The organism is Streptomyces sp. NPDC048018 (assembly GCF_043202995.1).
Taxonomy (GTDB): Bacteria; Actinomycetota; Actinomycetes; order Streptomycetales; family Streptomycetaceae; genus Streptomyces.
On record NZ_JBIDBK010000004.1, the window covers coordinates 697,052 to 710,961 of the forward strand.

General features: G+C 72.0%; 14 protein-coding genes, 1 pseudogene and 1 riboswitch. Of the genes and pseudogenes, 8 read left to right on the forward strand and 7 right to left on the reverse strand.

Going from position 1 to position 13,910, the window contains the following annotated elements; all coding sequences use genetic code 11:
• The first annotated feature begins 97 nt into the window (after window positions 1-97).
• Window positions 98-1,147, forward strand: a complete 1,050-nt coding sequence (locus tag ACGF1Z_RS19190; RefSeq protein ID WP_393005383.1) for an aldo/keto reductase — start codon at window positions 98-100, stop codon at window positions 1,145-1,147.
• 223 nt (window positions 1,148-1,370) lie between these two features.
• On the opposite strand, the gene ACGF1Z_RS19195 is transcribed toward ACGF1Z_RS19190, so the two are convergent.
• Window positions 1,371-1,727 (reverse strand): MerR family transcriptional regulator, encoded by a 357-nt coding sequence (locus tag ACGF1Z_RS19195; RefSeq protein ID WP_393005385.1) that lies wholly within the window; start codon window positions 1,725-1,727, stop codon window positions 1,371-1,373.
• A 56-nt stretch (window positions 1,728-1,783) separates the two neighbouring features.
• On the opposite strand from ACGF1Z_RS19195, the gene ACGF1Z_RS19200 reads away from it, so the two are divergent.
• The gene (locus ACGF1Z_RS19200) at window positions 1,784-2,197 is read left to right on the forward strand and encodes a hypothetical protein (protein ID WP_393005387.1); all 414 of its coding nucleotides are present in this window, start codon (window positions 1,784-1,786) and stop codon (window positions 2,195-2,197) included.
• A 184-nt stretch (window positions 2,198-2,381) separates the two neighbouring features.
• Window positions 2,382-3,128 carry a class I SAM-dependent methyltransferase gene (locus tag ACGF1Z_RS19205; RefSeq protein ID WP_393005389.1) on the forward strand — a complete coding sequence of 249 codons (747 nt, stop codon included), beginning with the start codon at window positions 2,382-2,384 and terminating at the stop codon, window positions 3,126-3,128.
• Window positions 3,129-3,200: 72 nt separating this feature from the next.
• On the opposite strand, the gene ACGF1Z_RS19210 is transcribed toward ACGF1Z_RS19205, so the two are convergent.
• The gene (locus ACGF1Z_RS19210; RefSeq protein WP_393005391.1) at window positions 3,201-3,578 is read right to left on the reverse strand and encodes a VOC family protein; all 378 of its coding nucleotides are present in this window, start codon (window positions 3,576-3,578) and stop codon (window positions 3,201-3,203) included.
• Between the two features lie 47 nt (window positions 3,579-3,625).
• Between ACGF1Z_RS19210 and ACGF1Z_RS19215 the strand changes: the two are divergent.
• Window positions 3,626-3,757 (forward strand): annotated as a pseudogene (locus ACGF1Z_RS19215) (deoxyxylulose-5-phosphate synthase); the annotation flags it as partial.
• 15 nt (window positions 3,758-3,772) lie between these two features.
• Here the strand turns inward: ACGF1Z_RS19215 and ACGF1Z_RS19220 are convergent.
• Window positions 3,773-4,246: an SRPBCC domain-containing protein gene (locus ACGF1Z_RS19220; RefSeq protein WP_393005393.1), complete on the reverse strand. Its 474-nt coding sequence runs from the start codon at window positions 4,244-4,246 to the stop codon at window positions 3,773-3,775.
• A gap of 216 nt (window positions 4,247-4,462) precedes the next feature.
• Between ACGF1Z_RS19220 and ACGF1Z_RS19225 the strand changes: the two genes are divergently transcribed.
• The gene (locus ACGF1Z_RS19225; RefSeq protein WP_393005395.1) at window positions 4,463-6,139 is read left to right on the forward strand and encodes a hypothetical protein; all 1,677 of its coding nucleotides are present in this window, start codon (window positions 4,463-4,465) and stop codon (window positions 6,137-6,139) included.
• Window positions 6,129-7,769, forward strand: a complete 1,641-nt coding sequence (locus tag ACGF1Z_RS19230) for a hypothetical protein (protein ID WP_393005397.1) — start codon at window positions 6,129-6,131, stop codon at window positions 7,767-7,769. The genes ACGF1Z_RS19225 and ACGF1Z_RS19230 overlap by 11 nt, the downstream gene beginning before the upstream one ends.
• A gap of 98 nt (window positions 7,770-7,867) precedes the next feature.
• On the opposite strand, the gene groL is transcribed toward ACGF1Z_RS19230, so the two are convergent.
• The 4 genes from groL to thrC all read right to left on the reverse strand — a co-directional run bounded on the left by groL (window position 7,868) and on the right by thrC (window position 12,119).
• A complete protein-coding gene (groL, locus tag ACGF1Z_RS19235) occupies window positions 7,868-9,490 on the reverse strand; it encodes a chaperonin GroEL (RefSeq protein ID WP_393005399.1) in 1,623 nt (540 codons plus the stop codon).
• A gap of 387 nt (window positions 9,491-9,877) precedes the next feature.
• Window positions 9,878-10,081, reverse strand: a complete 204-nt coding sequence (locus ACGF1Z_RS19240) for a cold-shock protein (protein ID WP_005315736.1) — start codon at window positions 10,079-10,081, stop codon at window positions 9,878-9,880.
• Between the two features lie 428 nt (window positions 10,082-10,509).
• Entirely contained in the window at window positions 10,510-10,785 is a 276-nt protein-coding gene (locus ACGF1Z_RS19245; RefSeq protein ID WP_393005401.1) for a MoaD/ThiS family protein, read from the reverse strand.
• A gap of 23 nt (window positions 10,786-10,808) precedes the next feature.
• Window positions 10,809-12,119: a threonine synthase gene (gene thrC, locus ACGF1Z_RS19250; RefSeq protein WP_393005403.1), complete on the reverse strand. Its 1,311-nt coding sequence runs from the start codon at window positions 12,117-12,119 to the stop codon at window positions 10,809-10,811.
• Window positions 12,113-12,307: riboswitch (SAM riboswitch) on the reverse strand. Its footprint overlaps the gene before it by 7 nt.
• A 121-nt stretch (window positions 12,308-12,428) precedes the next feature.
• On the opposite strand from thrC, the gene ACGF1Z_RS19255 reads away from it, so the two are divergent.
• Window positions 12,429-13,397, forward strand: a complete 969-nt coding sequence (locus ACGF1Z_RS19255) for a glucosyl-3-phosphoglycerate synthase (RefSeq protein WP_393005674.1) — start codon at window positions 12,429-12,431, stop codon at window positions 13,395-13,397.
• Window positions 13,398-13,435: 38 nt separating this feature from the next.
• Window positions 13,436-13,813, forward strand: a complete 378-nt coding sequence (locus tag ACGF1Z_RS19260; protein ID WP_393005405.1) for a hypothetical protein — start codon at window positions 13,436-13,438, stop codon at window positions 13,811-13,813.
• Window positions 13,814-13,910: the final 97 nt, after the last annotated feature.

The following is a 13,910-nucleotide window of genomic DNA, read 5'->3' on the forward strand; positions in this document are numbered from 1 at the left end:
AGTGAGAGGTGCGAGGCCGGCGGATCGCGGTCCCTCGCCGCGTACGGCCGGTGAAAGCAGGTGGCACGGGTGCGACCGGCGGGAGATCATCCACGCCATGACCGCAGAACCGATCACCCCCACCGTCTCCTCCGACGCACCCGGCTCGTCCGCCTCCCCCGCTCCGCGCACCCCACGCGCCCCCGGCTCCCCCGCCCTCCCCTCCCGTACCGCCGCCCCCGCCTCCCAGGTGCCCTCTCCCGCCTCCGCCGGGGGGACCTGGACGCTCGGCGACCTTCCCGTGCACCGCATCGGGTTCGGCGCCATGCGGCTGCCGCAGACCGGCGGCGCCCTCGTCGAGGACGCCGTGCCGAGGGACCGCGGGCAGGCGATCGCCGTCCTGCGCAGGGCCGTCGAGCTCGGCGTGAACCACATCGACACCGCCGCCTTCTACTTCTCGCCGCTGCGCTCCGCCAACGAGCTCATCAACAGCGCCCTCGCGCCGTCCGGCCGCTACCCCGACGACCTCGTGCTCGCCACCAAGGTCGGCCCCGCCCGCGACGCCTCCGGCGCGTGGGTCCCGCACGCCCGTACCCCGCGGGATCTGCGCGCCCAGGTCGAGGAGAACCTGCGCCAGCTCGGCCGCGACCACCTCGACCTCGTCAACCTCCGCATCCTCGGCACCGACTCGGTCGCCGAACGCTTCGGCGCCCTCGCCGAGCTGCGCGAGGCCGGGCTGATCCGCCACCTCGGCGTCTCCAACGTCACGCCCGAACAGCTCGACGAGGCCCGGGAGATCGCCCCCGTGGTGTGCGTGCAGAACATGTACGGGATCGGGGTGCGCCCCGAGTACGACGCCTTCGTCCGCCGCTGCGGCGAGCTGGGCATCGCCTTCGTCCCGTTCTACGCGATCGCCGCGGCCGGCCGTGAGGGGGGCGCGAAGACGGGGGCCGAGGCGGAGGAGCTGCTGGCCGTGGCCCGCGCGCACGACGCCTCCCCGGCGCAGATCCGGATCGCCTGGACCCTGCACCAGGGTCCCCACCTGCTCGCCATCCCCGGAACGGGCGACCTCGGCCACCTCGCGGACAACGTCGCCGCGGGCGCGCTCAAACTGACCGAGGAGGAGCTGGCCCTCCTCGACGGGGTGCACCGGGCGGCGGCTGTCTAGACTCCGCCCGCCCGACGCCGCACACGCCGCCACCCCCGACGCGCCCACCGGGCACCACGGCGGCCACCGGCCGCCGGTGCCGTCAGCGCCGCGATCGTGGCGGACCTGGCCCCGGCCGGGACCCCGCGCGCGTCCGTCAACCTCGGCGACCCGGTGCTCGCCCCGGGGCACCGCGGCGGCCCCGGCCTGCCTCAGGGTCGACCTCGCCTCCGTGCCGCCGGCGTCACGGGGCCGCCCGCAGCGGGCAGCCGGTGTCCGCCCGGGCCACCAGGTCGGCGCGCAGCGCGGACAGTTCGCTCATGCGCGCGTCGATGATCCGGATCTTGTCCTCGAACAGCGCGGAGAGCCGCGCCGCGCTGTCGGGCGCCGCGCGCAGCTCCTCCCCGAGGCGGGCGATCTCGGCCAGGGAGAAGCCGAGGGCCTGCGCGGTGCGGACGTACTGGAGCCAGGGCACGGACTCGGGCGGGAAGTCGCGGTAGCCGTTGGCGCGGCGCTCCCCGGTGACGAGACCGCGCTTCTCGTAGAAGCGGATGGTGTCGCGGGCCAGACCGGTGGCGGCGGCGAGTTCGCCGATGAGCATGAGTCTCCTCAAGGGACTTGACCTTGGAGCGTGGTCCCCTGTCTAGCGTCGCGGGCATGCTCCTTTCTTCCTCCTCCTACGCGCGGGTCGTCCGCGCGAGCGCCTGGTACGACCTCGTCGTCACGGCCCCCTTCGCGACCCCGTGGACCTACCGGCTGCTGCACGACGCCCTGGCACTGGGCGGCCCCGCGGACCGGATGACGGTCCTCTACGCCAACCTGATGGGCTCCGTGGTGCTGGTCTGGTCGCTGCTGCGCGTCCTGCGACCGCTTCCCCCGTACGGCCTGCTCGACGGCCTCGCGCGCGTGCTGTTCACCGGCTGGCAGGCGTACGCGCTGGCGCACGGCGCCGCCCCGGTGGTGTGGCTGTTCCTGGGCGTCGAGGCGGCGTGGGGCGTGGTCCAACTCGCCCCGTGGGCACGCCGGAACACGCGCGAAAACCTGCTCGCCCTCCGCCCGGAAACCCCCTGAGACGCCGCTCCACGCCCCCTCCAGGCCCCCGCCCGGTACCCCCGGGGCGGGGGCGCCCACCCCGCCCGTGAACGCCCGCCACATCCCCGTCCAGCACCCGCACACACCGGCTCTGACCTGGGCTTTCTTCCTCTCCTGCCGTAGCGTTCACCTCACACGGAAGCCACCCGGGAGGGGACCTGTAGTGGACCGCACGACCCGCACCGCCGAGGACGTACTCCGTCTCCTGGACGGCCTGTTCGCCGAGGACGCCGCCAAGTGGCAGGGCTTCTACGACGACCGCGAACGGCCCGTCCCGTTCTTCGTCCCGAAGCCCGACGAGAACCTCGTCGACCACCTCGACCGGGGCCTGGTCCCCACCGGCGGACGCGCCCTCGACCTCGGCTGCGGCCCCGGCCGCAACGCCCTGCACCTGGCCGCGCGCGGCTTCGACGTGGACGCGGTGGACCTCTCGCCCGGCGCCCTGGAGTGGGCGCGGGAGCGGGCCCGGGAGGCGGGCCTGACGAACATCCGCTTCCTGCGGGGCGACGCCTTCGCCATGGACCTGGGCAGGGACGACGCGGAGTCCGGCGGCCGCCCGTACGACCTGGTCTACGACTCCGGCTGCTTCCACCACCTGCCGCCGCACCGCCGCGTCACGTATCTCGCGTTCCTCGACCGCCACCTGGCCCCCGGCGGCCACTTCGCCCTCACCTGCTTCGCCGCGGGCCCCGGCGGCATGGGCTCCGAACTCCCCGACGCGGCCTTCTACCGCGACGGCTCCCTCCACGGCGGCCTCGCGTACACGGCCGACTCCCTGCGCACCGTCTTCGGCGCCTTCGAGGAACGCTCCCTCCGCCGCATGCACGACGAGCCCGCCGACTCCCCCCGTTTCGGCGAACCCTTCCTCTGGACGGGCCTGTTCCGCCGCCCCGGGGGCCTCACCCGCTGACCTGTCCACCGGCCCCCTCCCCCGGCGCCCGGCGGAGAGCCGCCGGGCACCCCGGGCCGGGGCCGACCCCGCTCAGTCGGTCCGTGCCCGCGGCCGGCGCGGTACCAGGCAGAACGGGTGGCCGGCCGGGTCCGTGAGCACGACGAAGCGCTCCGGGTCCGGCTGGTGGGCCGGGCGGACCGCGCCCAGGGCCAGGAGGCGGGCCTCCGCCTCCGTCAGGTCGTCGACGTCGAAGTCCAGGTGGAGCTGCTGGGGTCGCTCCTGGCCGGGCCAGCGCGGCGGGACGTAGCCGGTCACGCGCTGGAAGCCGATGAGGAGGCCGCCTCCGCGTTGCACGCCGGCGAACTCCGCGTGGTTCTCGGGGTGGAGCGGCAGACCGGTCGCGCGGTGGTAGAAGTCGGCGAGCGCCAGGGGGTCGGCGCAGTCGAGGGTGATCGCGGAGAGCTCCATGGCGCCAGCGTAGGCCGTGTCTCCGGGTTCGGGACGGCCCTGCCGGTTTCCACAAGTCCTGCTGCGGCGGGCCGGGTTACCGGCCGCGCACCCTCGCCGAGGTGAAGGCCCGCACGGCGTACGCCCGCCGTACCGGCGAGCCCGTCGCCCGGGCCCTCCTGCGCTACGGACCGCTCTGAGAACCGGGTCCCGCGTCAGGCCATGAGGCGCAGGTGGGACGCCAGACGGTCGTACTGCTCGCGTATCCCCGTCTCCATCCCCGCCGCCAGCGCCTGGTCGCGGATCTCCGTCGTCGGCCAGAAGGACGTGCTGGTCAGGGCGGTGCCGCCGTCGGGGGTGGCGTCGAAGGAGAGGATCACGCGGACCGGGTCGGCGCCCGGCATCTGCTCGAAGACCTCGGTGTAGACGAGGCGCTCGGCCGGGACGATCTCCTCGTACGTGCCGGAGAAGACGATCTCCTGGCCCTCCGGGGTGCGCTGGCCCCAGCGCCACGCGCCGCCCGGGCGCAGATCGATGTCGCAGACGGACATGGTCAGGGAGGCGAGGCCGTACCAGGCGCGGACGTGCTCGGGGCGCGTCCAGGCCTCCCAGACGCGCCGCACGGGGGCGTCGAAGGTGCGGGTGACGACCAGCTCGCGGTCCGCCGGTGTGGTGAGCAGCGTGATCATGACGTACTCCGCCTCCCGCTTCCGTTCCGGGACTCCGGTCCGGGGGATTGCGTTCCGGGCTCTCTCCCCAGCATCACCCCTCCGCCTGCCGCCCGCAGGGCGCCCGCCGAAGCCGCAATCCAGTGAACGCGTTCAATCCACAGGCGCTATCGTGCGTACCACGCGGCCCGCACGCCTCTGCTGCACCGCCTTTCTGACCTGTGGGGGGTCCCTTTCATGCGCAGTACGCGCACACGTCCGCACGCCCTCGTGCGTGCGGTCACCGTCTTCGCGCTGGCGGCAGGCGTGGCCCTGCCCGCCGTCGTCACGGCCCCGGCCGCCTACGCGGCGACCGTCGGCCAGACCACCACCCTGGACGACGGCCGGCTGACCGTCGGCCTGCCCGGCGACGCCCTGTGGGTGAAGGTGAGCGTCCTCGCCTCCACCGCCCCCGACGCCGCCGTCCTCGCCTCGACGGACGAGCTCGGCCTGTCGGCCTACGCCGCATGGACCACCGAAGCGCCGATCCGGCTCCCCGAGGGCACCGCCTTCGGCGACTACCCGCTCGCCGTCGAGTACCGGCTGCCCGGCGGCACCGTGCAGCGCTGGACCGGCGGCACCTTCGGCTACCGGCTGCACACCGGGGTCTCCGCCGCCTCCTTCGACCGCACGACCACCAGCTACGACAGCCGCGACGTCGTCCTGTCCGGCAGGGCCACCACCTGGAACCCGGCCACGGGCACGACCACCCCGGCCGCCGAGGGCACCCCGGTCAGCATCACGCTGAACCTGAGCGACGCCTTCTCCCGGACCCGGACCCAAACCGCCACGGTCGCCACCGCGGGGGACGGCACCTTCTCGCTGCCCTTCACCGCGGACGACGAGATCACCGGCGGCAAGGCCGAGGTCGTGCCCGCCGGCGCCGACACCGACCCGGTGGCACCGCGCGGCATCCCCGCCGTGGGTGTGGAGAAGCTGAAGTACCGGATCACCTCGGACCCGGGCAGGTTCCGTGTCTCCGCCGGCACGGACGTCAACGTCCAGGGCCGCGTGGAGCGCCTGACCGAGGCCGGCTGGCAGGGCTTCGCCGGCATCCCGGTCGTCACCACCGGCGCCGAGCCGTACCCGTACACCAAGGCGCTCGCCCCGCTCGGGGGCGGCGACACGGCGGCGGACGGCTCCTTCGCCTACCCGGCCCGGGTCCAGTACACGACGGCCCGCCTCTACACACTGCCGAAGCCGTCGGTCTACTTCGCCCGCGAGACGACCCACCTCTACGACGTCGCCGACATCGCGGTGCCGCAGCAGTTCGCGTACAGCGGCGCCACCACCACCCTGAACGAGTACGGCTGGGTGAAGGCGCGGGGGCGTCTGGGCACCGGCACCACGTACTGCGACACCAAGCCCGACTGGATCGCCCTGCAGGTCTCCCTGGACAACGGGCGCACCTGGCGCACCATGAAGTCCGGCTACCTCGACACCGGTTGCTGGTACGACCTCGGTGCCTGGGGCTACGTCAACGCCCTCTACCGGATCTACCACCCGGAGAGCGACCGCTTCGTCGCCAAGAACACCGCGAACATCCGCCTGTCGCGCATCCCCACCCGGATCGTCAACGTGACCTACAGCCCCTCGCGGCCGAGCGTCAACGGCAGGATGACCGTCAAGGGCGTCGTGCAGCAGCAGGTCAACGGGGTCTGGAAGGCCCTGCCGGGCGCGCGGCTGACGCTGTACGTCAAGCCCAAGGGCGACCCGAGCTGGTACTGGGCCGCGAAGAACATCGCCACCGGCTCCAACGGCGCCTTCAGCGTCACCACCACCACCTACGGAGACGGCACCTGGGGCCTCGGCCTGCAGTCCAGGACCGGCTACTTCTCCAGCGAGTCGAGGAACTTCTATGTCGATGCGCGCTGACCTCCGGCTCTCCGCCGTCTCCCTCGTCACGGCGCTCGTCCTGGGCGCCGGTGCCGCCCCCGCCCTCGCCGACGAGCCGGCTCCGGCCGTCGTCGGCGTCGGCCGGGCCGTGACCGTCGACACCCAGCGCGGCACCTTCCGGGTGACCGCGTGGACCGACGCACCGCAGGCCGCCGTCACCGCGGTGTCCGCCAGGGTCAGGCAGGGCGAGACCGTCCTCGCCGAGCTGCCCTCGCTCGTCGAGAACCCTTCGAGCCCGGGCACGTTCGCCCTGCCGGAGGAGCAGGCGCTCAAGCTCACCGAGGACGGCGGCTCCATCCCGGCGCTCGGCCGCTACGCGATCGACGTGACGGCCACCGACTCGCTCGGCAACACCGTCACGCGCGCGAACGCGGGCACGCTCGACTTCACCCTGCAGCCGGTGCTGACCGGCTTCGACGTCGGCGTCTCCACCTGGGCCGACCGGAACATCCACCCGCAGGGCACCCTGGTCGGCATCCAGCCCGGCTCCCTCGACCGGGTCCCGCTGCCCGGCCGTTCGGTGTCCTTCCGGCTCGGCTGGGACGACACCGCGATCGGGTCCGCCGTGACCGACGCCACCGGCGCCTTCACCGCCGCCCCGATGCCGCTGACGACGCGCTACGCCTGGTACCGGGCCGAGTTCGCCGAGAACGGCGACGAGGTGCACGGCGTCGGCAGGAGCAACGACTACGCCGACGTGCGGACCAGGAGGATGTCCCTCACCGCCACCGCCGACAAGACGCGTGCGGTGAACGGCGAGACCGTCACCGTCACCGGCCGGGTCACCGACCCGGCGGACGGCTCCCCGGTCGCCGACGAGCCGCTGGAGGCGCTGCTGGGCGGCGGGATCCCGCAGGCCGTACGCACCGACGCCGACGGCCGGTTCACCGCGCGGCTCGTCGCCGCTCCCGGCCCGGACCACACCGGGTGGAGCGTCCGGGGCACCGGCATCTTCCAGGACGGGCTGTACGCGAGCGGTGCGCTCGCCATGCCGAAGGACACCCGCACCCAGCTGGTCGCCTACCGGCTCGACAGCAACGGGCGGCTCACGGCCTACGGCCAGTTCCGCTCCCCGTACGAGACCTGGGCGGGCTACATGACCGACCAGACGGTGCTCCTGGAGCAGTCCCCGGACGGGCTGACCGGCTGGAAGAAGGTCGCCTCGACCCCGGTCACCACCGATGTGCGGCGCTCGTTCGCCGTCGGCGTGGCCACCAGGGGCGGCTGGTTCCGGCTGCACACCCTCGGCTCGTCGCTGTACGCGGAGTCCGCGAGCAGGTCCTTCCACGTCGCCCGGACCTCCACCCGGGTGCTGTCGGTGGACGCCACCCCGGAGCCCGTCCGCAAGGGCGCCGAGATCACGGTGACGGCCACGGTGCAGCACGACCAGGCGGGCTGGAAGCCGCTGGCCAACCAGCAGGTGCAGCTGCGCTTCGCCGCGTGGGGCTCCCAGACGTGGAAGACCGTCGCGTGGGGCCGTACCTCGGCCACGGGCAGGGCGAGCCTGAAGGCGCGCACCTCGGTGGACGGGACGTACACGGTCGTGTACGTCGGTGACGCCTCGCACTTCGACTCCACCGGCCGGGGCGACTACGTCGACGTGCGCTGACCTCCGGCACGCGTCCGGCACACATGACTGAAGGGCGGCACCCCCACGGGGTGCCGCCCTTCGGCGTTCAGCGATGAACCGCCGATCCTCTCCGAGGATCAGAAGTCCATGTCACCGCCCGGCATGCCGCCGCCGGCCGGCGCGGCGGCCTTCTCCGGCTTGTCGGCGATGACGGCCTCGGTGGTGAGGAACAGCGCCGCGATGGAGGCGGCGTTCTGCAGCGCGGAGCGCGTCACCTTGGCCGGGTCGAGGATGCCCTCGGCGATCATGTCGACGTACTCGCCGGTCGCGGCGTTCAGGCCGTGGCCGACGGGAAGGTTGCGCACCTTCTCCACGACGACGCCACCCTCGAGACCACCGTTGACGGCGATCTGCTTGAGCGGGGCCTCCAGGGCCAGCTTGACGGCGTTGGCACCGGTGGCCTCGTCGCCCTCCAGCTCCAGCTTCTCGAAGACCGCGGAGGCCTGCAGCAGGGCCACGCCACCACCGGCGACGATGCCCTCCTCGACGGCCGCCTTCGCGTTGCGGACGGCGTCCTCGATGCGGTGCTTGCGCTCCTTGAGCTCGACCTCGGTCGCGGCACCGGCCTTGATGACGGCGACGCCACCGGCGAGCTTCGCCAGGCGCTCCTGGAGCTTCTCGCGGTCGTAGTCCGAGTCGGAGTTCTCGATCTCGGCACGGATCTGGTTCACGCGACCGGCGACCTGCTCGCTGTCACCGGCACCGTCGACGATGGTGGTCTCGTCCTTGGTGATGACGACCTTGCGGGCGCGGCCCAGCAGGTCCAGGCCGGCGTTCTCGAGCTTGAGACCGACCTCCTCGGAGATGACCGTGCCGCCGGTGAGGATGGCGATGTCGTTCAGCATCGCCTTGCGGCGGTCGCCGAAGCCCGGGGCCTTGACGGCGACGGACTTGAAGGTGCCACGGATCTTGTTGACGACCAGGGTCGACAGGGCCTCGCCCTCGACGTCCTCGGCGATGATCAGCAGCGGCTTGCCCGACTGCATGACCTTCTCGAGGAGCGGGAGCAGGTCCTTCACCGAGGAGACCTTGGAGTTGACGATGAGGATGTACGGGTCCTCGAGCGCGGCCTCCATGCGCTCCATGTCGGTCGCGAAGTACGCCGAGATGTAGCCCTTGTCGAAGCGCATACCCTCGGTGAGCTCCAGCTCCAGACCGAAGGTCTGGGACTCCTCGACGGTGATGACGCCTTCCTTGCCGACCTTGTCCATGGCCTCGGCGATGAGCTCGCCGATCTGGGTGTCGGCGGCGGAGATGGAGGCGGTGGAGGCGATCTGCTCCTTCGTCTCGACCTCCTTCGCCTGGTCGAGCAGCGCACCGGAGACGGCCTCGACGGCCTTCTCGATGCCGCGCTTGAGGGCCATCGGGTTGGCGCCGGCGGCGACGTTGCGCAGGCCCTCACGGACCAGCGCCTGGGCGAGAACGGTGGCGGTGGTCGTACCGTCGCCGGCGACGTCGTCCGTCTTCTTGGCGACTTCCTTGACCAGCTCGGCGCCGATCTTCTCGTACGGGTCCTCGAGCTCGATCTCCTTGGCGATGGAGACACCATCGTTGGTGATCGTGGGGGCGCCCCACTTCTTCTCGAGGACGACGTTGCGACCCTTGGGGCCGAGGGTGACCTTGACGGCGTCAGCGAGCTGGTTCATGCCGCGCTCGAGACCGCGCCGGGCCTCCTCGTCGAACGCGATGATCTTGGCCATGTGAAGTGGTCCTCCCGGACATGGGGTGGATAACGCTCCTGGACCTGGCCGACGCCCGCGACGGACGGCCCGCCCTCCTCGTGGTTCCTTGCCCCACTCGGCCGGCGACCTCGTCTGCCCGATCCTCGTAGCACTCTCACCTTCAGAGTGCTAACGCCAATGATTAGCACTCGACCCAGGAGAGTGCAAGCGCCTCGGGGAGGCTCGCACGGGGGTGGCGGCCGGAAACCGGGCGGGCGCGGGCGCCCGGGGAGAGCCCTCACGGCCGTCGACCGGCGCACGCGGGGCGCGCACGCGGGCGCGCGTCCGCACACGTGCGAGGGGTCCACATCCCAGTGGGATGTGGACCCCTCGACGGAAGTGCGTCGGTGGCCGATCGCGCCGCGCTCAGACGGCGAGCTTGACCATGTCCGCCTGCGGACCCTTCTGGCCCTGCGAGATCTCGAACTCGACCCGCTGACCCTCTTCGAGGGTGCGGTACCCGTCCATCTGAATCGCGCTGTAGTGGACGAAAACATCCGCACCACCGTCGACCGCGATGAAGCCGTAGCCCTTCTCCGCGTTGAACCACTTGACGGTGCCCTGAGCCATGCCTAACTCCCCTATTACTGGCCCTTGCGCGGGGCCGCACTTCGCGGACCCGGGTCAGACCCTGCGCCGGAACGCGTCGACCGCGGCTGAATGTATCTGCCCAACTGCCCTCTGCAACAGGTCAATCGGACGAGAATTCTGGGCACGGCGGAAAGGGGAATTGGGGAGAATCCCCGGAGTTCCGGGGCAAGTCGGGCCCGGCAAACCGCGCAGAAGGTACACAAGGCACGGGCACTTTGGCTGCTTCTGGTCGCGCGCAGACGCATTCTCATATGCGCCTGGCATGAGCAGCGGAGGGGGCTTCCCCAACTCTACCGCGCTCAACCATGCAGAATTGCCCCTTCCGCTTCTTCTGGCGGAAGGGGCAATTCAGATATTGCGGGTACCCGTGAGTACGGCCGGTCGGCCGCCCGCACGGTGCCGGGCGGTCAGCCGCCGGCGACGGCGGGAATGATGGAGACGCCGGCGCCGTCCGGCGTCGCGGTCTCCAGACCCTGCTCGAAGCGCACGTCGTCGTCGTTCACGTACACGTTGACGAAGCGGCGCAGCTTGCCCTGGTCGTCCAGGACGCGGGCCGCGATGCCCGTGTGGTTCTTCTCCAGGTCGGCGATGACCTCGGCGAGGGTCCCGCCCTCGGCGGACACCTCGGACCGTCCACCGGTGTAGGTGCGGAGGATGGTGGGGATGCGGACGTTCACGGCCATGGCTGTCTTCGTACCTCTCGGCTTCAGTGGGCCAGGCCCGCGTCGCGGAACGCGTCCAGGCTCGGGCGGATCGTTGCGGTCGCCTGCGAGCCCTCGGCCACGGCGTCCAGGGTCTTGAGGCCGTCGCCGGTGTTGAGGACCACCGTCGTCAGCGTGGGGTCGATCAGACCGTTCTCGACGAGCTTCCTCGTCACCCCGACGGTCACGCCGCCCGCGGTCTCGGCGAAGATGCCCTCGGTGCGGGCCAGGATCCTGATGGCGTCCACGACCTGCTCGTCGTCGACGTCCTCCACGGCTCCGCCGGTGCGGCGGGCGATGTCGAGCACGTACGGGCCGTCGGCCGGGTTGCCGATCGCCAGCGACTTGGCGATGGTGTCCGGCTTCTGCGGGCGGACCACGTCGTGACCGGCCTTGAAGGCGGCGGACACCGGCGAGCAGCCCTCGGCCTGGGCGCCGAAGATCTTGTACGGCTTGTCCTCGACCAGGCCCAGCTTGATGAGCTCCTGCAGACCCTTGTCGATCTTCGTGAGCTGCGAGCCGGAGGCGATCGGGATGACGAGCTGGTCCGGGATGACCCAGCCGAGCTGCTCGCAGATCTCGTACGCGAGCGTCTTCGAGCCCTCGCCGTAGTACGGGCGGAGGTTGACGTTCACGAAGCCCCAGCCCTCGCCGAGCGGGTCGCCGATGAGCTCCGAGCAGAAGCGGTTGACGTCGTCGTAGTTGCCCTCGATGGCGACCAGGTCGCCGCCGTAGACGGCGGCCATGACGACCTTGCCCTGCTCCAGGTCGTGCGGGATGAACACGCAGGAGCGGAAGCCGGCCCGGGCGGCGGCGGCGCCGACGGCGCCGGCCAGGTTGCCGGTGGAGGAGCACGACAGGGTGGTGAAGCCGAAGGCCCGGGCGGCCTCGATGGCCTGGGCGACGACCCGGTCCTTGAAGGAGTGGGTCGGGTTACCGGAGTCGTCCTTGACGAAGAGCCGGCCGGGCTCGACGCCGATCTCCCGGGCGAGGTTGTCGGCCTGGACGAGCTTGGTCCAGCCGGGGTTCAGGTTGGGCTTCTCGGCGACGTCGGCCGGAACGGGCAGCAGCGGGGCGTAGCGCCAGATGTTGGCGGGGCCGGCCTCGATCTGCTTGCGCAGGGCCTCGGGGTCGCCGGTGGGCAGGTCGTACGCGACCTCGAGGGGGCCGAAGCAGAGCTCACAGGCGAAGATCGGGCCGAGCGGGAAGGATTCACCGCATTCACGACAGGAGAGTCCGGAAGCGGGACCGAGATCAACGGTGGTTCCGGGTGCGACGGTCTGTACAGCCATGGAGGCGAGGCCCTTTCTCCTCATCTTCCTCATGACGCATTTCGCCATGAGACGGATTTGGCACCTTCCCTAGCCGGGAGCCTCGCGCTGAAAAGCTGTGCCCGTCAGGGGCTCCACCTGGGGTGGTGACCGTGAGACGGGTGGGCGAGTAACCGACTGGAGGGTTGCCGGGGCTTCAACGGGCCGTTTCCCTCTGCCCCTCTGGATGAGCGGTATTCGATTGTGAGACGCGGTCGGCACCCCGACATGCATCGGGCATCCGCGTTGTTCAAGACTGTAACCGAAGGCTTCCGAGGGGGAGACGGTCGTCCGATCCGCGAGATGGAGATCACGTTGCTGGAAGAAGTGGAGCGCTGGCTGGCCCGGCGGTCCTGGTCCGTGGCCGACCGTCCGCTGGAGCGGATCCTCGCCGCCAAGCGGGGCACGAAGGTCAGCGTCGTCCTGCCCGCGCTGAACGAGGAGGCGACGGTCGGCGCGATCGTCTCGGTCATCCGCCGCGAGCTGATGACCCCGGCGGTGCCACTGGTGGACGAGCTGGTGGTGATCGACTCCGGCTCGACCGACCGGACGGCCGAGGTGGCCGCGGCGGCCGGCGCGCGGGTGGTGGCGCGCGACGAGATCCTGCCCCGCATACCGGCCGTGCCGGGCAAGGGCGAGGTCCTCTGGCGGTCACTGATGGTGACGAGCGGGGACGTCATCTGCTTCGTGGACGCGGATCTGCGGGACTTCTCGGCGGACTTCGTCACCGGGATCGTGGGGCCGCTGCTCACCGATCCGGACGTCGACTTCGTGAAGGCCATGTACGACCGTCCGCTCGGCGCCGAGTTCGACGGGCTCGCCTCCGGGAGGCCTCCCGGCCAGGGCGGCCGCGTGACGGAGCTGGTGGCCCGGCCGCTGCTCAATCTGCACTGGCCGCGCCTCGCCGGATTCGTCCAGCCGCTGGGCGGCGAGTACGCGGCACGCCGCTCGCTGCTGGAGCGCCTCCCCTTCCCGGTCGGTTACGGAGTGGAGCTGGGTCTCCTCGTGGACGCGCTGCACACGGTCGGCCTCGACGCGCTCGCACAGGTGGACGTGGGGGTGCGCAAGCACCGGCACCAGGACGGCCTGGCGCTCGGCCGGATGGCGGCGGCGATCTACCGGACGGCCCAGCTGCGTCTGTCGCGGGGGCACCTGGTGCGGCCGCTGCTCACTCAGTTCGAGCGCGGCGAGGACGGTTTCACGCCGCACACCCACGCGGTGGACACGGAGGAGCGGCCCCCGATGACGGAGATCGCGGAGTACGCCGAGCGCCGCGTGGCGTGACACCGGATGATGATCATTTCTGCCTATATTTCCGTTTCATGCGGTTCAGACACGACACGGGAATCCTGCCGGCGGCCCTCGGCATCGCGGCCGCGGCACTGACGCTCACCGGCGCCGCACCGGCCGCCGCTGCCCCGGGCGGGGCCGCCCCGGAGGTCACGTACGCGTACGCCGCCCCGGCCGGGACCGGCGCCCGCGCCGCGCACGCGGCGCCGGGCCTGCCGGGCCCCGTCCCGCAGCCGTCCGCGCCGGCCCCCGCGCCACCCGCCCCGCACGGCGGTCCGCACGGCGGAGCCCAGGGGAGGGCGGCGGCGCAGGCCGGCGCGCGCCTGTGGCTGCTCGGCGGGCTGGGGCTCGCGCTGGCGGCGACGGGCGTGGTGGCCCGGGCGGCGGCCAGGAGCCGCACGGGTCGCTGACCGGCAGCCGGACCCCGGGCCCACCCGCTCCGTCTGGCGCGAATCCGTACGTCTCGTATCCGCACGTTTGAGCGTTTACCGGACGGGCTAGGTTCGG